The organism is Methanosarcina sp. 1.H.T.1A.1 (genome assembly GCF_000979295.1).
GTDB lineage: Archaea > Halobacteriota > Methanosarcinia > Methanosarcinales > Methanosarcinaceae > Methanosarcina.
In genome coordinates, this window is record NZ_JJQY01000127.1 from 1 (window position 1) to 22393 (window position 22393).

Below are 22393 nucleotides of genomic sequence, written 5' to 3' on the forward strand. Positions count from 1 at the left end.
GGAATTAGAGGAACAGGGAATTAGAGGAACAGGGAATTAGAGGAACAGGGAATTAGAGGAACGGATAGAATAGGAACTGAAAGTACAGGAACAGATAAAAAATAGACTTTTTAGTCAAGATATTTCTCCTTAAACTCCGAGATCTGCTTGCTGCTTCCCACAAATGCAACTATGTCTCCTGCCCGGAGTACCGTCTGTTTATTAATAGTAATAGTAACAAGGCCTCCACGCTCAATGCCTATTACAGTGCACCCGATCTTTTTTTCGAGGTCCAGGTCTTCTATTGATTTTCTGTCAAAAAAAGAGCCTTTCTCAATATGGTACTTTTCAATTTCTATGCCTTCGTAAAGCATTATATCTTCATCGATCCTGCAGACTTTTCCAATACAATTTGCGCTCATTTTGGCCAGCATCTGTCCTGCAACTATGGAAAGAGACCCAACATAGTCCGCTCCTGCCTTATAGATCTTATCGATTGATTTTACGGAGTTCGCTCTTGCCACAATTGTAGCTTCTGGGTTGAGTCCCCTGGAAATCAGGGTTGCGAAAATAACATTGGTATCATCATTCAGGGCTACAAACACAAAAGATGCAGTTTTTACTCCAACTGCGATCAGGACCTCCTCATCCGCCCCGTTGCCCACAAGATGTTCAAACTCCACATTCTCAAAAACTTTTTCATTGGAGTCCACAACTACAAAACGGAACAGTCCTCCGGAGAGTTCACTCACAATGCTCTTTCCAACGTCTCCGTATCCGAGTACCACCAGATGCCCTTTTGACTCCATTATTAATCCCTCATCTATTGAATTTATGATGCCTATTAAAGCTGTATACTTCAGGCTGGCAATCAATGAGTAAGTTTCTTCAGTTTTGAGAGCTCCTCAGGCGTTCCCACAGCCAGCAGGACAGAATTGCCCCGGATGATATCATCTTCTTTAAGGTTAAAAGAGAGGGCTCCGCTTTTCCAGATTCCAACGATTCTTGCATCAGTCAGCCGCTGGCTGGAAACTTCTTTAAGGGTCTTGCCTATAAGAGGGCTCTTGAGGTAGATCGGGAATTCCGTAACGTGCACTCCTTTGAAAATTTCAGTCGTCCCTGTCACCCTGCTTACAAGCCTGTCCATTGCTTTCCTTCCGATAAACTGCCCGAATATCGATTTCGGAGAAACAACCGTGTCTGCACCTGCGTATTTCAGGTATTTTGAATTGGACCTATCCTCAACGATGGCAATAATATTGAGGTGCTGGAACTCCCGAGCGGTTAGCACGATGTTTGCATTTCTTTCATCGGACTTGTTGGCAATAAGGATCCTGGCTTTTTCAATACCTGCATTCGTAAGTGCCTGCCTGTCACTTGGAGTCCCGAAAATGCAGGGGATATCCCTGTAAACAAGTTCTTTGATTATTTCTTCCTCATCCTCAATTATTATAAACGTTATCTCCTGCTCTTCCAATTCATCAATAAGGGTTTCTACCAGCTGGTTGTATCCACAGATGATGATATGCTCTTTCATGCTGGAAGGAACTTTCCTGGGCATCCTGAACTTGATCACCCTGTCCATCCAGGGAGCAATAACATAAGTTGCAAGAAAACCTGAAATCAGAATAATTCCCATGACCTGTACGACTATGGAAAAGATTCTTCCCGAAAGCGAGGCGAAGACCACATCGCCGTACCCTACCGTTGCAATGGTAGTTGTAGCCCAGTAGATAGCTGTGATAGCGTTTGCATTTTCGGGCTGGTTCTCAAGAATCATAAGATATTTGAAAAGCAGAATATAGATGGAAAGCAAGAGCAAAGCTGCAAGTTTATATGCAAGGTTGGGCCTTTTGCGCATTATTTTTCGAAACTTTGATCTGCGACTCGTCTTTTTTCTACCCGAAGAAAACATTTTTAGCGCCCTGCCTTAGTTCTTCTGCTGAACTAGGTCAAAATACCTTATAATCTTTATTAATATCTCTATGTGTTCATAGAATTTAGCTTGAAGGTTCCTTGAGAACTTATTCTCGCCCGAGTTTCGCTTCGGCACCCGAGTTTCGCTTCGGCACCCGAGTTTCGCTTCGGCACCCGAGTTTCGCTTCGGCACCCGAGTTTCGCTTCGGGAGCACGAGGTCCTTTTCGCTGCGCTCAAGAGGACCAAGCTACAAAATTACAGGCTGTATTTCTCTAATTGCGCCTCGGGATCACAGTAAATTGAAGATTTACGCAGTCCTTTTCGGCAGAGTTGCGGCTCTGCAGTACGCAGTCCTTTTCGCTGCGCTCAAGAGGACTAATTTATGGGTTTTAGCGGTTATTTTTGGTCAAGAGGACTAAAGGAGATTAAATAAAAAATTTTAACCCATAAAACATCATTATATGTATTAAGTCGTTCTTTTCACGCTCGAAGCAAGAGAGCAGTATTTCAAAGAAAAAAAGAGAAGTAGGCCCAAAAGTAAAAACAGTGTCCGAAAAAGGACTCATTGTCTATTTTTTTTTGAAAGCCCCTCCTCCAAACTGGCGGAGGTGCTTATGTTTACCTGTAAATTAAAGAGCTGCTTCCTGTGTCAAGGAAAGTATTCTTTCAGCCAGGGGGTATTTCTCAATGTATTTTTTCTCTAATTGCGGTGTCGTTTTGTCGGGAGTTTTTTATCTGGCTGACGGGTGGGCAAAATTCCTTGCCGCGCAGGGAGAGAAAAACAAAAGATCCAGTCTGAGTCTGGATATTCTGAATAATAGCAACTGGTTAATCAGGGACCACCAGAATTAAAAAAAGCCAGAAAACGGGAAGAGATTTTAACTTCCCGGCTTTCCAGCAGATTTCCGAATTGATGGAATTAATTTCGATGCTGTTCTCTGTTTTAGCTGTTCAGATCCACTGGCCTATGAAAGGCCCGAATATCATGAAGAGGAATGATAACAGGATCAACATCGAAAGACTTGCTGTGATCGAATTTGAGACCCTTTCCGAGACTGCTTCGTTCCGTGTAAACCTGTATACGAGAGAGTAGCTATAGTCTCTGAATACATGCCCACCATCAAGAGGCACTGCAGGCAGGCAGTTGAACAGGCCCACATAAAAGTTCAGCCAGCCAATCCAGAGCAGGGAATTTGCAATCCAGAAAATTCCGACTCCCAGGGGCTCTGCCCATCCAACCGGATGGTAGAACTGAGCGATTGTGCCTGAAAAGCCGCGGAATCCCTCACCTGCAAATCCGTATATCGGAAGCCCGAAAAGGATAATCCAGCCTACTGGTTCGTCCAGAAGGGAAGGGATCTGCTTTAGCGCTTCAAGATAGAATTTTGCCTGGGGCATCCAGATGGAAATTCCGAGCATCTGGCATTCCAGGTTTCCTTCATTCCCATACATCACTCCAAGGAAGCCACTTTCACCATTCGAGGGGTGAGGAGCCAGCTTGACCTCAAAGATAGCGGTGCCGTTTTCGGTAAGGGTACCAGTATAATTTGCAGAGGGCATCGTCTCTACCTTTACAGTCTGGTTTGCCCTTGTCCCTTCCATAAAGTCAATGAAACTTGCAATGCTTCGCATTCTTGTATCGTTAATCCGAAGCATTGTCATTCCGGTCTCGATTCCCGCAGCCTCCGCAGGACTTCCTTCTACAATCCCTCCTATAGGCACTCCACTGAAACATTTCTCCGGAGAAGAAGGAACTTTTAACTCATAGACTGAAACGACACTGTCTTTTGAGGCATGGATGCGCAAAGAGTCTCCGGGTTCAACTGTCTCGAGATAGGAGAGAAGGTCCATGCCTGTGGTTATGTTTGTGTCATTAACCTGCGTGATTACCATGTCATTTTGAAGCCCTGCAAGCTGAGCTGGAGAATTTTCGTTTACGCCTACGATCATTGCATCACTGAGAGGAGCAATTGCCCCCAGCACAGGCCCGAAAAAGAGCAGTAGAGCTACAAAAGCAACGCAGAAATTAGCCATAACTCCGGCAGCAAGGATACGGGCTCTCTGGTTTCTTGTGGCAATTACTGCTGGTGCAGGATTTGTTTCTTTGTGCCTGGAAACATCTATTTCCTCGTTTTGTTCCTCTTTTAGCTTTTGTTCTTCTTTTTCTCTCTGCTCCCACTCTTTGATTTCCTCAATCGTCGCCGTTAGTGGCAGCTCTTTTTTTACTTCATCTTTCTTGCCAAAGAGCTGTTCATCATCAGGTTCTGCAAAACCCCCTATCGGGACAAGGGCAAACAGGATTCCCATGGATTTGACTCTGATCCCTTCAACCCTGCACAGAATTGCATGGGAAAACTCGTGCACTACAAGAGTAACTACGAGGGCAATCACTCCCCAGGTAAAGGGAATAAACTCATTTACACCCGGAATCAGCAGGATATTCCTGGGAGCATTGTACTTTCCCGGTTCCGGAACTGTATTGTTCAGAAACGAGGTATAAAGCGCAAGGTCCGAAATAGCAATGACCAGGAACATGGCAATCATGCCTGCAAACATCATCAGGATTCCAATGTTTGCGAAAACCCTCCAGTAACGTCTCGGGCGGGCAAGAATATCCAGTAGTTTAAGACCCTTTGTTGTCCTGATCATGAGGATCGGAAGAGGCCCGAAAGTGCTTATATTATACTTCTCCAGAATACCCTTTCTATCAAGAAAGGAAATAAGGAACCAGTACATTAAAAAAATACCAAGTGCAATGCTTGTGCCACTCAAGGAAATTCTCCAAAATAATTAAGCTGAACCATTTATAAGCTTTGAATTGTGAATGTTAATCGTTTAATATTGACGATTAACTGTTGATAGATTATAACTGTATATAGAACATGCCTTCAATAAAGAAGTTAGCGCCAGCAACCTTTGAATGCAGTTCATAAATCCCGGGCTATCATTTTAAGCAATAGTCAGGGGAAATGCATACATTCAATTAATTAATGCTGTTAAACCCGGTTGTCTATCTTATTATAAAAACGTTTTAGTTCGTCTTTACATAGCATGAGATCCAATTTCTTAATAACACCTTTTTTGAAAATGCCTGTCTCGAAAAATGCACAAAATAATACATCCTAATTATATAAGAACCCCTATGGAATTACAGCTTTCAGTTTGCCGGAAAGGTAATTTTAAAGGTAATTTTTATGGTCAAAGGCAATAGATAATAATTGCACGAATAATAATATTCAGTATATCCAGCATATTTGTGGTTATAATAACTTTGTATGAGGTGCCTGTTACATGCTTGGGATCGTATACATCACTGTCGGAGATATGAAGAATGCATCAGAAATCGCAAGAGAGCTGGTTTCAAGAAGGCTTGCAGCCTGCGTAAACATGTTTCCTGTATCTTCAATCTACAGATGGAACGAAAATATAGAGAAGCAGAATGAGATCGCAATGCTTGTTAAAACTGACTCTTCACGCCTTGATGAAATAATCAAAGTCGTGAAAACCCTTCATACGTACGACCTGCCTGCCATCGAATTCTGGGGAATTGAAGGAGAACAGGAGTACCTCGACTGGGTCCATGTAAACAGTTCGTGAGGGAAACCTGAAGGTCTCAAAACTTGAAGCCGGAAGCCGGAAAGTCTGAAACCGGAAATGAGATGAAAATATCTGCAAAACATCCCCCAGACTCAAAAATTAGCAGGATTAGTCTATTTACAGGATTAGCTTTATATGTTAGTTGTAACTTTACCTATTTGGATTCCGAAAAGCGCGGGAGTAACCAAGCGGTCAACGGTGGCAGACTCAAGATCTGTTCGTGCAGACGTTCAGGGGTTCGAATCCCTTCTCCCGCACCAAACTCATTATGATTTTCTCATTTTCTACTAAGTTCTATTAAGTTCTATTTTGCTTATTTTCTATTAAGTTCTATTTTGCTTAATTTCTCTAATCCTATCTCATTGGTCATCGGTTAAGGAATTTTTTTGCCCTATCACTATCGATTTTGAATCAGGAGCCTGCCTTGAATTTTGGCCTATTTACATGAAATCGATATCCTGTTCCAGCCCATAAATTGATACAATTTTGGAAAACTGTTGAGGAAGTGGAGGCAATTTATCACGATTCTTCACTTAACCGAAGACGCATGAATCCTATTTACATTTCGTCTGAGTTGCGGCAAGAAGCCAGGCCAAAGGTAATGGGTTTGGGCCTATTTTCACAGGATTTCTTGCATTCGAATCATACCTCTTACATCCGCTTTTTTGGTTCTTCACTGTTTCTAGTGGATAATTTACACAATTTCCAAAATATAGAAGGAACATACATAAATTTAGAAACATTTATCGGTATAAATCACATTCAAAGAAGGAGCCAGCCTCAGCATTTCAATCCAGGAAAAGAAGGATAAAAATGAATTTCAATGGGTAAAAAACATTCAACGGGTAAAGACATATGAATAATAACCAGACCCCGGAGCAGCAAGCCAGAGATGCCATCGATAGAAAATTATATGATTCTGGCTGGATAGTGCAGGAAAAGAGCAGGATCGACTGGAGTGCCTCCAGAGGCATTGCAGTTAAGGAATATCTGACCGATGTGGGGCCGGCTGATTATGTACTCTTTGTTGACAAAAGGCCCGTTGGAATCATTGAGGCGAAAAGGGACGAAGAAGGCCACCGGTTAACCGTTGTTGAGGAACAATCAGCCGAGTATGCTGCAAGCAAGCTAAAGTACCTGAACAATGACCCGCTTCCTTTTGTGTACGAGAGCACAGGGGCACTTACACGCTTCACAGACTTCCGTGACCCGAAGCCAAGGTCAAAACCTGTTTTTTCTTTTCTGCGGCCTGAGACTTTTGAGGAATGGCTCAGAAAGAAGCCTTTGAGGGAAAGGTTACTTGAGATACCTGAATTGCCAACCGAAAGGTTACGGGACTGCCAGATAACAGCGATTTCAAATCTTGAAAAATCCTTTAAGGACAACCGCCCGAGGGCTCTGGTCCAGATGGCAACCGGTTCCGGAAAGACCTATACTGCCATAACCTTCATCTACCGGTTACTAAAATTTGCGGATGCCAGAAAAGTGCTCTTCCTTGTTGATACCAGGAACCTTGGCGAACAGGCAGAGCAGGAATTCATGGCTTATGTGCCCAATGATGATAACCACAAATTTACCGAGCTGTACAACGTGCAGCGCTTACGTTCCAGTTATATCTCCTCGGACAGCCAGGTGTGCATTTCCACAATTCAACGGCTTTACTCCATTCTGAAGGGCGAGGAGCTGGACGAAAAAATAGAGGAAGAAAACCCTGCCGAGAGGGGCTGGCAGCCAAAGGAACCGCTTCCTGTGGTGTATAATGAGAAGATTCCCATTGAAGAGTTTGATTTTGTAGTCATCGACGAGTGCCACCGCTCCATTTACAACCTGTGGCAGCAGGTGCTGGACTATTTCGATGCTTTTTTGATAGGCCTGACAGCAACACCTGATAAACGCACTTTCGGGTTTTTCAATGAGAATGTGGTGAGCGAGTACAGCCATGAAGAAGCTGTGGCAGACGGCGTGAATGTCGGTTATGATGTGTACACCATCGAGACCGAAATCAGCAAAAATGGGGCAAAGATAGCTGCGCGGGAGTTTGTGGACAAGCGGGAGAAACTTACCCGTAAAAAACGCTGGGAACAGCTGGACGAAGATTTCACCTACACTTCCAAAAAGCTGGACAGGGACGTGGTCAACCCCAGCCAGATCCGAAATGTGATCCGGACATTTAAAGAGAAGCTGCCTGAGATCTTCCCGGGCAGAGAGGAAGTTCCAAAAACCCTGATCTTTGCCAAGAACGACAGCCATGCCGATGATATTATCAATATAGTGCGGGAAGAATTCAACGAAGGGAATGCCTTTTGCAAGAAAGTGACCTACAAAGCAGAAGAAGACCCAAAATCAATATTGTCAGATTTTCGCAACGGTCCCCGCCTCAGAATCGCGGTTACAGTGGACATGATTGCCACGGGCACGGATGTCAAGCCGCTGGAATGCCTGCTCTTTATGAGGGATGTAAAGAGCCGTAATTATTTTGAGCAAATGAAAGGGCGAGGTACACGAACTCTGGGCTATGATGACCTTGTAAGGGTAACAGGATCGGCTGTTTCGGCCAAGACCCATTTTGTAATTGTGGATGCCGTGGGCGTTACAAAGACCCTGAAAACTGACAGCCGGCCTCTGGAACGCAAGAGGAATACTTCACTGAAAGACCTGCTGGCAGCAGTAACCTTTGGCGCACAGGACGAAGACCTTTACGTTTCCCTGGCTTCCCGCCTGGCAAGGCTGAACAGGCAGATAAGCGAGGATGAAAGAGCTACTTTTGCTGAGAAGGCTAACGGAAAAACTATCAATCAGACTGTGAAGGACCTGCTCAGTGCATATAACCCTGATATCATTGATTCCGGAGCTTCTGAGATTAAACAACGCCAGCCGGAAATTCAGGAAGCCGATGCAAAGAAAAAGGCACAGGAAAATCTGATTGATGTTGCCAGGTCCACTTTTTCCGGCGAGCTGAACGAATACATCGAAAATGTCCGCAGAGTCCATGAGCAGATAATCGATACCGTGAACATCGATACCCTTAACAGAGCCGAATGGGACAAAGACGCTGTAGTAAAGGCGGATGAGCTGGTCAATGATTTTAAAGCATATATGGAAGCTAACAAAGGCGAGATCACAGCCCTGAGAATTTTCTACAACCAGCCCTACCAGCGCAGGGAAGTCACCTTTACGATGATAAAAGAAGTGCTGGACAAACTGAAACTGGAAAAGCCCTATTTTGCTCCTTCCAGGATATGGCAGGCTTATGAGCAGCTGGAAAAGGTGAACGGGAATTCCCCGAAGAATGAACTCACAGCCCTGGTTTCCCTGATCCGCAGGATAACCGAAACCGACCCTGTGCTGACCTCCTATGACCAGACCGTAAACCGGAACTTCCAGGACTGGGTATTCAAAAAACAGGCGGGAACCCTGAAATTCAATGATGACCAGATGAACTGGCTCCGCATGATTAAAGACTATGTTTCAACCAGCTTCCACCTGGAAATAGACGACCTCGATTATCACCCATTTGATATTCTTGGCGGGCGCGGCAGGATGTACCAGCTTTTCGGGGACGAGATGAATCTGGTTATCAGTGAGTTGAATGAGGCTCTTGCGGCGTGATTTTCGGAGAAAAGCCGGGAATCGACAGAGTATATGACTGATGATTTACAGGCAGCCCTGGCGAAAAAACGAACTTTAAAAATTACTCTGGGTAATACCACCGCTAGTATTTTATACGATAACTTACATATTATATATTGTTCACAAGGAACTAAGCTGTAAAATGAAGCAAATTCAGGACAGAGTAAAATCTGACCCGCAATGAACTTCATTGACGTACAAGCTTAAAATGAAGCAAATTCAGGACGGCTTGAAAACCGATCTCGAAATCTACTTCATTGACGCGTAAACTTAAAATGAGGCAAATTCAGGACAGTCTGAAAACTGATCCCGTAATATACTTCATTGGCGCGTAGCTATAAGGTGGAGCAAATTCAGGACGGCTTGAAAACCGATCCCGTAATATACTTCATTTATGGCGTAAACTGCGAGATGAAGCAAATTCAGGACAGTCTGAAAGCTGATCCCGTAATAAACTTCATTGACGCGTAAGCTTAAACTGTGAGATGGAGCAAATTCAGGACAGAGTAAAATCTGATCCCGTAATAAACTTCATTGACGCGTAAACTGTAAAATGAGGCAAATTCAGGACAGATAAAAACCTGATCCAGAAATCTACTTCATTGTTGCAGACAAAACCTTGTGGACCCTTCATTCGCTCTTTTAATCAAAGTTAAAACGTATTTACCTCATTTCTCTTCCTTTACTACTTTTCTTAGCTTTTCATTCCTGATGTTTAACAAGCAACATCATGATACTGTTTTGAGACAAAGTGAACAGAATGGTGGTTCCTGCTTAATCGATTGGTATTATTCAGAATATCCTGAGATGAAATCATTTGTTTCTCTCTTCTGCGCCTTGCAAGGCTGAAGCCGTCTCGTCTGCCCGCAAAAACAAATAACAGGCGAATTCCTGCTGGTATTAAGAGAAAAATAGATTATAGTGAAATTCCTTCCTGGTCCGAAGAATACTTTCCCTTTACCCCGAAAATCGCTTTTTAATTTACAGGTAAATATCGGACGCCTCCGCCAGCTTGTCTGGCGGCCCTGCAAAAAAAGTAGAAAAAAGAAGAAAGATAAAAAGAGAACGAAAAAACAGGAGGTTGAAATCTCCAGTAAAAATCAATAAAAACAGACGTGGAAAGAGCGTTTTTCAGGTGTATTTTTATCCGGTTCTGACCGTATCTCCCTATTTTTTACTTCAATTTTACTTTATGGCTTTTCTTGCGGGTCTTTTTTCTTCTTTTTTGTCTGAAAGCCGCTCTCCTGCGTTGAGCGTGACAAAAACGACACGGTAAGGCGAATAAGGTTTTATGGGTCAGAGAAATCGTAATTCAGTCCTCTTGAGCGAAGTTCACTGCTATAGCCCATAAATTGGTCCTCTTGAGCGCAGCGAAAAGGACAGCGTACTGCAGAGCCGCAACTCTGCTGAAACGGACCGCGTACTGTTGCGATTACATCGCAACTCCCAGGAAATCTCTGATTTTCTGTGATCCCGAGGCGCAATTCGGGTTTTTCAAAAATATCAACCATGTAACGGTGGACGACCAACAGAATACTGGTCACTGAGATACTGATTATTTTATCGGGTGCCATTGTTTTCATCAACGCATCCACTAAAAATAATAAAGATTGTCAAAATAAATATTAACATTCGCAATCCCAATCATCCCCGGTTAATTTTCAATGCTACAATATTTTCGAGATGCTTTTTCTCCGTTTGTGACTCTAATAAAGGCATATATGCCTTTATACGGTTTAAATTTTTGATAAAATCCCTGAAAGACACAAGTAGACAATTATTTAATCAACTGACATCTTAAAAGTACTCCAAAATTGATAATGAAAGGTTCGGAGAAAAGTTTGAATACAAAATTTGATGAGGCTCTGGCGGCGTGAATGTGATTCTGAGTAAGGAAAAAACACCAGATTATTGGGAGATTGTTCCTTTAGGCAACGTTTGCTTAAAGGCAACAAAGGTGAAACGAAAAGAAGTTGACATTGAGAAGGAATTAATATACCTTGATATCGGTTCAATTGATAACGTAACTAACAGAATTACAGAACATAAAGTATATAACTGGAAAGATGCACCCTCAAGAGCTCAACAAATTGTACAAGTTGGAGATATTTTATTCTCAACCGTTAGAGTCTACCTTAGAAATATCGCAAAGATTGACAGTCCATTATATGAAAATCAAATTTGTTCTTCTGGATTTACAGTAATTAGAGGATACAAAGATTGCTGTGATTCTAAATATTTATTTGCGATTACACTTTACGAAGGTTTTTTGCAACCATTGAACGAATTACAAACAGGGACTTCTTATCCTGCAGTAAGAGATAACGACGTGTTTAGTCAACTTATTCCACTTCCCCCTCTCCCCGAACAACGCGCCATAGTCTCCAAAATCGAGCAGCTCTTCAGCGAACTGGACAACGGCATTGCCAATCTCAAACTGGCACAGGAACAGCTCAAGGTTTATCGGCAGGCGGTGCTGAAGAAAGCATTTGAAGGAGAACTTACGAGGAAATGGCGAAAATCAAACGAAAACGGAGACGTTGAACAATTACTTTCAGAAATTAATAAAGAAAGATTGAAGTATTTCCAAAATAAAGGCAAGAAAATAAAGCAAGTAAAACCAATTAGTGAAGAAGAAATTTTAGAACTTATCCCCTTACCCGAAAATTGGAAACGAGTTCGTTTAAATGATTTATCTTTTTTAATAACAGATGGCAAACATGGAGATTGCAAAAACCATGAAAACTCAGGATATTTTTTCATTAGTGCAAAAGACATTTTTGACGGAAAAATAAATTATGTAGACGCTCGGCAAATACAAAAAGAAGATTTTGAAGAAGTCCACAAAAGAACGGATTTAGAACCAGACGATGTGTTAGTTACTAATGCCGGAACTATAGGTAGAATTGCAATTGCAACTGCAAATGATAAAACTTCAAAAACAACCTTTCAGAAAAGTGTTGCAATTATAAAGAAACCGAATTCACTAATTGACTCAAAATATCTTGCTTATCATTTAGAAAACGATGTTGAGAGAATTAAATTAGCTTCCAAGGGAACCGCACAAAAAAACTTACTTCTTGGAACCATGTCAGAATTAATTATTGCAATTTGTTCAGTTGAAGAACAACAAGCCATCGTTCAGGAAATAGAAACTCGCCTTTCAGTCTGCGATAAGATAGAGCAAGATATCAAAGAGAATCTGGAAAAAGCCGAAGCACTGCGGCAAAGTATTTTGAAAAAAGCGTTTGAGGGGAAGTTGCTTAATGAAAGTGAACTGGCAGAGGTTCGAGGGGCAGAGGATTGGGAACCGGCTGAGGTTTTGCTGGAAAGAATAAGGAAGGAAAGGGCGGAGAATGGGAATAAGGGGAAGCAGAATTCTGAGCAACTCAAAAGCATCACTCAGGACGACAAAGGACTCGCTCAACAATCCACCCTACAAGTTTTCGAGCAAGTTGACAAATAAACATAAGTAATCAAGTTTTAAACTAAAATTACTCTCATCTCAAGGATCCAAACCATGTCTGAAAACACCTCATCCATCGTTTCCAAAGTCTGGAGCTTCTGCAACGTCCTGAGGGACGGGGGCGTGAGCTACGGAGATTATCTGGAACAGTTGACCTATCTCATATTCCTGAAAATGGCTGAAGAGTACCGGAAGCCGCCGTACAACAGGGATATTGGCATCCCGGAGGAATATACCTGGGATAATTTGAAACAGCAGCGTGGAGCAGAACTCGATATTCACTACAAGAAGCTGTTAGAAGAGCTTGGGAAAAAGCCGGGGATGCTCGGACAGATCTTCCTCAAAGCCCAGAATAAGGTCAGCGACCCTGCCATGCTCTACAAGGTCATTGATATGATCGACAAGGAAAGCTGGGTCATGATGGGCGTGGATACCAAGGGAGAGATCTACGAAGGGCTCCTCCAGAAGAATGCAGAAGATACAAAAAGCGGAGCCGGCCAGTACTTCACCCCCAGGCCGCTCATCAGGGCAATGGTCCGGTGCCTCCAGCCCGGACCCATGAAGACAATAGGAGACCCCTGCTGCGGCACAGGCGGGTTCTTTTTAGCAGCTTACGACTTCCTTACATCAAACCACCGGCTGGACCGGGAACAGAGCCGCTTCCTGAAAAACAAAACCTTTGGCGGGAACGAAATCGTCGCAGGGACCCGCAGGCTTGCCCTGATGAACATGTTCCTGCACAACATAGGGGAAATCGACGGGGAGCCCATGATCTCCAATTCCGATGCTCTCATAGCCGATCCTGGCTACCGTTACGATTACATCCTCACCAACCCGCCTTTTGGAAAAAAGAGCAGCATGACCTTCACCAACGAAGAAGGGGAGCAGGAAAAAGAAGACCTCACTTACAACCGGCAGGACTTCTGGACAACCACAAGCAACAAGCAGCTCAACTTTGTGCAGCACATCCATACCATCCTCAAAACCGGTGGGCAGGCAGCAGTGGTACTGCCTGACAATGTCCTGTTTGAAGGCGGAGCCGGAGAGACCATCCGTAAAAAACTTCTTGAAACCACCGACCTGCACACAATCCTGCGCCTGCCGACAGGCATCTTCTATGCAAATGGCGTAAAGGCAAACGTGCTTTTCTTTGAAGCTAAATCCGCAACGAAAGAGCCCTGGACAAAAGAAGTGTGGATCTACGACTACCGCACAAATGTACACCACACATTGAAGAAAAATCCACTGAAGTTTTCAGATCTGGAAGATTTCATCAAATGCTACAACCCGGAAAACCGCTTCAGCCGCAAAGAGACCTGGAGTGAAGAAGCTCCCGAAGGCAGGTTCCGCAAATTCAGCTATGATGAAATTGTAGCAAGGGATAAAACGAACCTGGACATCTTCTGGCTCAAAGACAAAAGCCTTGCGGACCTGGACAACCTTCCGGACCCCGATATTCTTGCAAATGAGATTATAGAGAATATGGAGGCTTCGCTGGCAAGTTTCAAGGAAATTATGCTCACAATTAATGGAAACGGTGAAAGTGAAGAGAATTAAAAAAGAAATTCCACATATGTCTGAAGATTAAAGAATATTCTTGATATTCTTTTTATCATTTCTTGATATTCTTTTTATAATCTCCAAATCCAAAAATTCAGGTTTTTCAATAAAATGTTTTGGTGGATATCCACCACTTATATATCCACCACTTACTTTACTGTAAGATTTTCAGGTCAGGCTGCAAGGTCGCATAAGTAGATATCATTGCCAGCCGTACTATCAACATAGTTCTTGTCCATTCCCCACACAAGAGTGTTATTGTATACTTCCGGTGTCGTATAAACTTCTTCAGGATATTCATATACCAGTGTGCTTTGTCCCGTAGATATGTTATATACATATACTCCAGGCTTGCCTTCATAATCATCAACACATTTATTGTATACAATTTTATCATTTTGTATGGCAATGTGTGTCCCTGTACTGGCGCCGTATTCATTTCCATCTGGATCGGTGTCAAGTTGATGTGTGACGTCCAGGGTTTTCTTTGTTGAGGTATTATACATCGCAATATATCCCTGATGATTATATACATCAGACCAGATGACGTTAGTACCCCATATATGCGGTATGTTCGGATCTCCATATGAATTGACAGTTATTCTTTCCGTCGTATTGATGTCATACATTCTGATAGTTATATCCACTTCCGGATCTTCTGAATATGAGTAATACACCACTTTTGTGTCATATATGTCGGGATTACTACCGTTTCCTATTTTTGTCTGTGTGGATGTAGATATGTCCCTCAGATATACACTATCATTTTCACTCCAGACGATTCTGTTGCCGTAAATAGCAGGTTTGCTATATTGGTCTACGTTCTTCGTGATGTAACTTTTTGTGGCTGTTGGTATATCGTACACAGCGAGCCTTGGTGTTCCACTGCTTTCATCATGCCACACTAACTTGTTGTCGTAAATATCCGGACTGGAGGCCCCAGAAGAGCTAAACGTAGTGTCTGTTCTGTTGGTCAGGTCGTATAGATGAATAACAACCCCATTTGTCCATACTACCCTGTTACCATAAACAGCAGGATCGTATCCGGTGCCAATTTTCGTAACCTGAGCCTCTGAAGCTGCGGCTGAGATTAAAATCAAAAAAACAAAAACCAGGAATGCTGAAGCTAAAGCTATGGAACATAGCTTCCCCTTATTTATCATTTATTTCCCCCAGGTAGCTTTATTTTTCAAAGTTAATGTACAGTTTATATGATTCGGATATTTTTCAGATTCTGTAATAGGTTCTGTAATAATATCCGAATCATCTATTACTAAAGTCACATTAATCCAAACCTGGACTATTTGTCCAACCAATTATGTGATAAATTAGTAGAGACTAAGTAATTATATAATTTTGCGAATAAAAGATTTTCTAACCTTTGTTACATATCGATTTTTGTTATGAACTAAAATTACAGACTTCAATTCGACATCAAAAATTGCTTTAAGACCTGAGCTATTTTCACAAACAAGCCCGTTGATTTAAGTTCAAAATGATTCTGTATTGCCCAGGTTATTTCGTAACATACCCTAAATCAAAACCGGACAAAACAGAGGTTCATCGAACCTTCCTTTTTTTGTCGGCTCATTATCTGGTTCCCCATATGGGGTAAAAAGGTCAGAAACCGTTTTTCCCGGAGAAAAGCTAACCGCAAGCTAATAAAATGGAGAAGATGAGAATCTGCCCTCAATAAAAAATCAGAGTTAAAACCTTCATTCAAAGATCCGCACGTCCACGACCACATGCAGGACACCCGGAGAATATTTCTTTATCTTTCGGGTTGCCAGGATCTCAACTTTTTTCCCCAGGCATCCGGCAACTTTTTTTATCCTTTCTTCAGGCCTGGTTCTGGCGAGGTTTTCAGGTACCGTTTCATGGTAATGCAGGATCCCTCCGCTTTTTTTCAAAGCTTTCATAGCCGGTTCCAGATAGTGGTGTGTTGTTCCCACATACCCCATAATAACCCTATCTGCTTCCCCTTCAGGGGCAGCCTGTGAACAATCTCCCGGAACAGGGGTAATAATGTCCTCCACATGGTTCAGCCTGACATTTTCCTTCAGATAGGCAAAGGACTCCGGGTTAATTTCTATCGAGATGATTTTTTCCGGCCGCGCATGGACAGCCATGGGAATTGAAAAGTAGCCTATCCCTGCGAACATGTCCACAACGACTTCCCCGCTTCCGAGTTTGCTCATCCGTTTTCTCTCATCCAGGTTGCCTTTGGAGTACATCACTTTCGTTACATCCTGCTTGAAAAAACAGCCGTGCTCCTTGTGGATGGTTTCCGTGGAGGTTCCGAGGAGAAGTTCCCTTTTCGGCTGGCGGAACTGCCCTTCGATCCCAAGGTCCCTTACAACGCTCCTGCACTTCGGGTACATGGAGAGCAGAGCCCTGGCTATCAGGAGCTTTTTTTCATCGAGGCTTTCAGGGATACTGACTATTACTATATCCCCAAGGATATGCCAGCTTGATGGAACACTTGCAAGTTCGGTTTCGGAAAGGGAGTCTTTAAGGTATTCTTTCAGGGATCCGGTTTTTTCCAGAAATTCGGGATTTTCCTGTTCAATTACCGGAAAATCTCCTGCCTTTTCTCCTGCAGCCTCGGTGACAGGGATTTCAAGGAAAGTGCCTTCTTCGGTCTGGAGTTTTCGGATTTTTCGGGTATCGTCAAAGAGATCCGCAGTTATAACTTCCAGCCGGGCTTCTTCACCTTTTTCGAGCGGAACACGGATAGTTCTGTACATTGGAATTGAAGGATATCCGGCATGGGATTAATGTTTTTTGTTCGTGAATCTAATTCTGTAGATAATATTTTTCTGATGATTTATATAATTATGACACCATAGATATTTGGATGAATTCCAGAATATTTTTTTCAGCAGCTTAATATAAATGCCATTTATATTATTGGGTTAAAAATGTGGTGTGATTAAATTGAAGAAATCGGGAAAAGCGTCCGGAAGCAGCTTATTGCGCTGGATTTTTGGTATAATATTTGTTTTAATAGTTATTGCTGGAATAAACGCGGGAATGAAAGACGTTCCGCTTGCTGAAGAGCCCCAACAGGCCGCACAGCAGGCAGGAGAAACAGACCTTGAGGCCCAGGTTCGGGCCGAAGGAAACGCATCAGGTCAGGACAGCGGGCTTGCAGAAAATAACCTTGAGGACACTGGTCTTTCAGACAATAATCTTGCAGAAAATAATCTTGCAGAAAATAATCTTGCAGACAATAATCCTGCTAACGGTGGAAACCCGACAGATGAAAACTTAACAGTTCATTTTCTTGACGTCGGCCAGGGAGATTCAATTCTCCTGGAATATAATGGAAAAGCTATGCTGGTAGACGCAGGGGAACGAAACCAGGGGTCAGGGGTTTCGGCATACCTTCGCGAGCATGATATCTCCGGCATTGATTATGTTGTTGCAACCCATCCTCACGCGGACCATATAGGCGGCATGGATGAGGTACTCAACAGCTTCCAGATTGAACAGTTCATTGACAGCGGCTTTCCGCATACCTCAAAAACCTATGAGAATATGCTGACCACTATTGATGAGAAAAATATTCCTTTTGAGGTCGCTGAAAAAGGAAAAGAAATCGAATTTGACCCTGCTGTTAGTGTGGAAGTTCTGAACCCCGGGCCTGAATACTCCGATGAACTGAACGAAAACTCCGTGGTCCTTAAAGTAAGCTACGGGGAAGTTTCATTCCTGCTTATGGGCGATGCAGGGCTTGAAACTGAAGAAAACCTCATGAATGCCGGGTATGCCCTGGATTCTGATATTCTCAAAGTCGGGCACCATGCCAGCCGGTCAGGCAGCGGAGGAGCCTTTATTTCAGCTGTAAGCCCTGAAATAAGCGTGATAGAAGTTGGAGCAGATAATGATTACGGGCATCCCCATCCTGAAATTCTCGAAAGGTTACAGAAAGTTTCCAGGGTCTACAGGACCGATCGCGACGGCTCAATTACAGTGACAACAGATGGCTCTGCGTATACGATAAACACTCAAAAAAGTGGCTCTGGAGAATCTGTGGCAAAAACCGGACCTGCTGAAAGTGGAGCTGAAAGTTCTTCGGCTTCGATGATAACTAAAGAAAACGAACCGAAAGACTCTGAAGCCGAAGAAAACGAAGCAGAAGAAGCCGAAACCGAAGCCAAAGAAGTTGAAGTCGAAGCGATTGTGACCTCCGGCTCTGCAGAATCAACTGTCTATGTTAGCGATCTGAGCCTGAAAGATGAATGGGTAAAGATTACAAACAGAGGGTCCTCTCCTGTTTCATTGAAAGGCTGGAAAATCGAGGATGACGGTAGTAAGCACACTTACACCTTTCCTTCCTGTACACTGGATTCTCAGGCTACCGTAACTCTTTATACCGGAGAGGGGATGAACACAGCTACCGAGCTATACTGGGGTTCAGGAAGTCCTATCTGGAATAATGATGGGGATACGGCATACCTCTTTGATGACAGCGGAAATCTGGTCGCTTCGCTGGAGGGGTGAAGATGGAAAGCTTCAAAGTTACACTTGACAGAATAGAGGGCAGTACTGCAGTACTGCTTTTAAGGGATAATGAGTCAATAAAAATTGACTTCCCTCTTTTTTTACTTCCACCGGGAAGCAAAGAGGGCGATATCCTGAATCTCAGCATTGAGAAAGATGTTCAGGAGACAGAAGCTGCTAAAGAAAGAGTGTCAGCTTTGCTTGAGAAACTTAAGAATAAAAATAAAGAGACAGACTGAATGAAACTATTTTATCGGTCTCCTTCTTCCAGATTTGAGAGAGCTCGCACATTTCTTTACCAGGCTGGAGAAAACACATATCATCTCCTGTGCCTGTAAAATGTGTCCCTGGCCGTGGGGGGCCGGGCGGCCTTTCCCTCGTCCCGGGAACATCTCCGTTGTGGATTTCGGCCTGGTTACTTACATACCCGGTCTGTTTTTCTCTTCCCCTTCCGGAATTCGCATCATTTGTTAACATTATTTATTTTTTCACCTGGCAAATCTCTTTATACAAGATAAAATAACATATGTTATATAACAAATGTTATTCAAAGGGGATCTGTATGCCGCCCAAAACAAAATTTGACAAAGAAGCCATTGTAGAAGCCGCTTTTGCAATCGCAAAAGAAGAAGGCTTTGCCGGCATCACCGCGCGCAGCGTGGCGAAACGTCTTCGTAGTTCGGTTGCGCCGATCTATCTCAATTTCGCAACAATTGATGATTTGATTAAGGCTGTGGTTGAGCGTGTTTTTGCCCTTTCGGATGAACTGCTGGCAAAACAAAAAGGACCGGACCTTTTTGAAAACATCGGGAAAGCCAGTTTAGTGTTTGCGCGGGAGTACCCCGTCTTTTTTCGTGAACTGGTAATGCAGCAAAATCCATACGTGGCTTCGTATGAAACCTTTCAGGACGCTATGGTTGAAGCACTGGCTGAAGATGAAAACATGCGCGGTTTGACGTATGAGGAACGAAAATTCCTGCTCTTAAAAATGAGGATCTTTCAAACGGGGCTCTCGGTCATGGTCGCCAACGGTCATCTGCCGTCCTGGCTTGACGACCAGGCTGCTGAAGCGCTGCTTCTGGAAATGGGGGAGGATCTCCTGCGTATACAGCAAATAAAACAAAAGGAGATGGGGAAATGAAAAAAATAATTATCATAGGTGGAGGTATCGCCGGCTTGAGCGCTGGCATCTTTGCCCAAAAAAACGGCTTTGAAAGCGTAATCCTCGAGAAAAACCACAATTTAGGCGGGGAATGCACTGGCTGGGACCGGCAGGGCTATCACATCGACGGCTGCATCCACTGGCTGGTTGGAACAAAACCAGGAACACCGATTCATGACCTCTGGGTCACCGTTGGAGCTCTGGATGAGGTTGAAATATTCCATCCCGAGAGTTTTTTAGCTTTTGAGCACGACGGCGTTACCGTACATTTTTATCGCGACCTTGACCGGCTCAGGTCCAGCTGGCTGGAACTATCCCCGGAAGATAAAGCCGCTATTGAAGATTTTTGTCAGGTGATCAGGAATCTGCAATCATATGAAACGCCCGTTGAAAAACCTGAGGACCTGATGACGCTTATGGAAAGAATCCGGTTGATGATCTCGTTAAAAGATGCGGGAACTGTTATGCAAAAATACGGCAAGGTCAGCTTAAAGGACTACTCCAATACCTTTAACCACCCGGCGCTGCAGGCTGCTCTTGCTTCATTTTTACCGGAAGGTTATAGTGCCTCATTCATTTTCTTTGCGCTCGCGGCCTTTACCAGAGGCCAGGCCTCCATTCCCTATGGTGGCTCTAAGGCGCTGGCAATGCGCATGGTTGAACGTTACCTCGCCCTGGATGGAGCCATCGAAGCTCCGTGTGAAGCCGTTGAACTGACCATAGCCCACAACAAAGTCAATCGCGTCATCTGTCACAACGGCAAAACCTTTGAAGCCGACTATTTCATTGCAGCATGCGATGCGCACGTACTTTATGAGAGGTTACTGAAAGGCGAGTACCCGGATCGCGCCTTCCAAAAACGATATAGTAACCCAACAGATTATCCGCTGGCCTCACAAATTCTGGTGGCTTTAGGCTATGAAGGCACAATCGGCGCCCTTCCGCGGAGCCTGTCCTTTCCGACGGTCCCATTTGAGATCCATCAATCACCTATCAACCGTTTAACAATGACGCACTACCGGCATGAGCCGGCATTTGCTCCAGAAGGCCACACCCTGATCACCTGCAGCATCAACCAGTTCCATGAGGATTACGAAGCCTGGAATGCCCTCGCCCGGGATCCCGAGGCCTATCAGCAGGAAAAAGAGAAGATAGGCAAAGCGGTTCTACGGGCAATTGAAACACGTTTTCCCCGGATGAAAGGAAAACTCAAAGTGCTTGACGTCGCCACGCCAAAAACATACGAACGGTATTGCAACGCTTACAGGGGCGCGTTCATGCCGTTCTCACTGACCATTCGCGGAAAAATGATGGCACATACAGGGCGAATCAAAGGGCTGGACAATTTCCATTTAACCGGCCAATGGTTACAGCCGCCAGGGGGACTGCCCGTGGCAGTCATTACCGGAAAAGACACAATCATGCGGCTTTGTAAACAGGAAAAAAAGCCGTTTGTAAGCTGTTAAACAGCCTGGAAAAAAATTGGCTTTGTTACCTTTGCCCTGAATTTTTCTTCTTTCCTGGGGGCATATTCTTTGATATTTGCGGCGCGCTAGACATGTTTTACTAAGAGATTGATTTTGATTGAACTTGTTTCAAAATTACCTTCAACCCCTCTGAATAAATATTCCGGAGGAGATAAATAATTTTATAAAAGAACAAAAATCAGCCGATTCAGGCTTCTGCGATTCCTGCATTGATCTTTTCAGCAGTCTTGTAGGCATCGTAGATTCCAATTGCCCAAACAATCGGGTACGTGATAAATCCCACGACAATAAATATTAGAAAGCAATTAATTATCTGGACAACTATGAATAAAAACCCCTTTACAAATTCGCCGTTGTAGATTTGTCCTAACCCTGCAAACAGGAACGAAGCCACCGCCGCAAAACCAGGATTTTTTGGGGAGAGAGTCGAAGCATTATTTTTCTGTCTCACTCCACAATGCGGGCAAATTTCGGCATCGGACCTGATTTGCTTCCCGCAGGATCGGCAAAAAACGCTTTCATTTATTCCAGTCAATTTCACAACCTGATTATCCTGAAAAACACCCTCATTTTCTTCCATGAATCCAAATAATGAGAGTGTAGAATATAAAACTTTTTAATTTTTTTCAGTATTTTATAATAATGATTTTTTAATAAATACAGTGACCTCTTCCTTGAAATGTAATCTTCTGCCCCTTAGGATAGAACTTATGATATCTTTTGTGTAAATACTGTTGGCTCTTCACTGTTGAGTAGGGGTTGAAAATCCATCAATACATTTCATCCGTTTATTCAGTTTACAACTTTTAATTTTTTGGAATGGACTTACACTGTTTCTGCATCTCCAATATAACAGACCAGCGGGCGTGATATTGAAAAGTATCCTCCAGCCGAAGGAATCTATCCGCTAAAAATATGGAATCTTCATCTTGACCGAGTACAGGAAGACCTAATAAAAAGGAGAGCAATAGGCATGTAACAAAATATTATTAAATAAAGATTTTTGAGTACATTCAAAAGCTTCCCTATTATCCTCTTTCTGTATCTTCGTAATTTCCCCAACCAAAGAGTACAATAAAGTTTTAATT

Annotated in this window: 16 protein-coding genes and 1 tRNA gene; 10 read left to right on the forward strand and 7 right to left on the reverse strand. The window is 43.4% G+C overall.

Annotated elements, in window-relative coordinates:
• Positions 1 to 110 precede the first annotated feature (110 nt).
• The 3 genes from EO95_RS12745 to EO95_RS12755 form a co-directional block, all read right to left on the reverse strand.
• The gene (locus tag EO95_RS12745; RefSeq protein ID WP_048135189.1) at positions 111 to 788 is read right to left on the reverse strand and encodes a TrkA family potassium uptake protein; all 678 of its coding nucleotides are present in this window, start codon (positions 786 to 788) and stop codon (positions 111 to 113) included.
• Between the two features lie 62 nt (positions 789 to 850).
• Positions 851 to 1840, reverse strand: a complete 990-nt coding sequence (locus EO95_RS12750; RefSeq protein WP_235283009.1) for a TrkA family potassium uptake protein — start codon at positions 1838 to 1840, stop codon at positions 851 to 853.
• 1008 nt (positions 1841 to 2848) lie between these two features.
• A complete protein-coding gene (locus EO95_RS12755) occupies positions 2849 to 4669 on the reverse strand; it encodes a site-2 protease family protein (protein ID WP_048135161.1) in 1821 nt (606 codons plus the stop codon).
• A 519-nt stretch (positions 4670 to 5188) separates the two neighbouring features.
• On the opposite strand from EO95_RS12755, the gene cutA reads away from it, so the two are divergent.
• The 6 genes from cutA to EO95_RS12785 all read left to right on the forward strand — a co-directional run bounded on the left by cutA (position 5189) and on the right by EO95_RS12785 (position 14147).
• Complete coding sequence (gene cutA, locus EO95_RS12760) at positions 5189 to 5494, forward strand: divalent-cation tolerance protein CutA (RefSeq protein WP_048135163.1); 306 nt, start codon at positions 5189 to 5191, stop codon at positions 5492 to 5494.
• Positions 5495 to 5668: 174 nt separating this feature from the next.
• Positions 5669 to 5754 (forward strand) — tRNA-Leu (locus EO95_RS12765).
• A gap of 595 nt (positions 5755 to 6349) precedes the next feature.
• Positions 6350 to 9103, forward strand: coding sequence for a DEAD/DEAH box helicase family protein (locus tag EO95_RS12770; RefSeq protein WP_048135164.1), 2754 nt, complete (start codon positions 6350 to 6352; stop codon positions 9101 to 9103).
• Between the two features lie 363 nt (positions 9104 to 9466).
• Entirely contained in the window at positions 9467 to 9595 is a 129-nt protein-coding gene (locus tag EO95_RS18515) for a hypothetical protein (protein ID WP_268767909.1), read from the forward strand.
• A gap of 1402 nt (positions 9596 to 10997) precedes the next feature.
• Positions 10998 to 12590, forward strand: a complete 1593-nt coding sequence (locus tag EO95_RS16805) for a restriction endonuclease subunit S (RefSeq protein WP_082106047.1) — start codon at positions 10998 to 11000, stop codon at positions 12588 to 12590.
• Positions 12591 to 12644: 54 nt separating this feature from the next.
• Positions 12645 to 14147 (forward strand): class I SAM-dependent DNA methyltransferase, encoded by a 1503-nt coding sequence (locus tag EO95_RS12785; RefSeq protein ID WP_048135168.1) that lies wholly within the window; start codon positions 12645 to 12647, stop codon positions 14145 to 14147.
• 176 nt (positions 14148 to 14323) lie between these two features.
• On the opposite strand, the gene EO95_RS12790 is transcribed toward EO95_RS12785, so the two are convergent.
• Complete coding sequence (locus tag EO95_RS12790; protein WP_048135169.1) at positions 14324 to 15313, reverse strand: hypothetical protein; 990 nt, start codon at positions 15311 to 15313, stop codon at positions 14324 to 14326.
• Positions 15314 to 15865: 552 nt separating this feature from the next.
• Positions 15866 to 16897: a class I SAM-dependent methyltransferase family protein gene (locus EO95_RS12795; protein WP_048135171.1), complete on the reverse strand. Its 1032-nt coding sequence runs from the start codon at positions 16895 to 16897 to the stop codon at positions 15866 to 15868.
• A gap of 286 nt (positions 16898 to 17183) precedes the next feature.
• Here EO95_RS12795 and EO95_RS12800 point away from each other — a divergent pair, with 286 nt between their 5' ends.
• Together EO95_RS12800 and EO95_RS12805 are read left to right on the forward strand one after the other, a co-directional pair.
• Positions 17184 to 18656 carry a lamin tail domain-containing protein gene (locus EO95_RS12800; RefSeq protein WP_200895048.1) on the forward strand — a complete coding sequence of 491 codons (1473 nt, stop codon included), beginning with the start codon at positions 17184 to 17186 and terminating at the stop codon, positions 18654 to 18656.
• A 2-nt stretch (positions 18657 to 18658) separates the two neighbouring features.
• Entirely contained in the window at positions 18659 to 18895 is a 237-nt protein-coding gene (locus EO95_RS12805; protein ID WP_048135175.1) for a DUF3006 domain-containing protein, read from the forward strand.
• On the opposite strand, the gene EO95_RS17895 is transcribed toward EO95_RS12805, so the two are convergent.
• Complete coding sequence (locus EO95_RS17895) at positions 18867 to 19133, reverse strand: hypothetical protein (RefSeq protein ID WP_048135176.1); 267 nt, start codon at positions 19131 to 19133, stop codon at positions 18867 to 18869. The genes EO95_RS12805 and EO95_RS17895 overlap by 29 nt on opposite strands.
• Before the next feature lie 49 nt (positions 19134 to 19182).
• Between EO95_RS17895 and EO95_RS12815 the strand changes: the two genes are divergently transcribed.
• Positions 19183 to 19797, forward strand: a complete 615-nt coding sequence (locus tag EO95_RS12815) for a TetR/AcrR family transcriptional regulator (RefSeq protein ID WP_200895049.1) — start codon at positions 19183 to 19185, stop codon at positions 19795 to 19797.
• Positions 19794 to 21284: an NAD(P)/FAD-dependent oxidoreductase gene (locus tag EO95_RS12820; RefSeq protein WP_048135178.1), complete on the forward strand. Its 1491-nt coding sequence runs from the start codon at positions 19794 to 19796 to the stop codon at positions 21282 to 21284. The genes EO95_RS12815 and EO95_RS12820 overlap by 4 nt, the downstream gene beginning before the upstream one ends.
• Before the next feature lie 208 nt (positions 21285 to 21492).
• Here EO95_RS12820 and EO95_RS12825 read toward each other — a convergent pair whose 3' ends face one another.
• A complete protein-coding gene (locus tag EO95_RS12825; RefSeq protein ID WP_156164057.1) occupies positions 21493 to 21885 on the reverse strand; it encodes a zinc-ribbon domain-containing protein in 393 nt (130 codons plus the stop codon).
• Between the last annotated feature and the right edge of the window lie 508 nt (positions 21886 to 22393).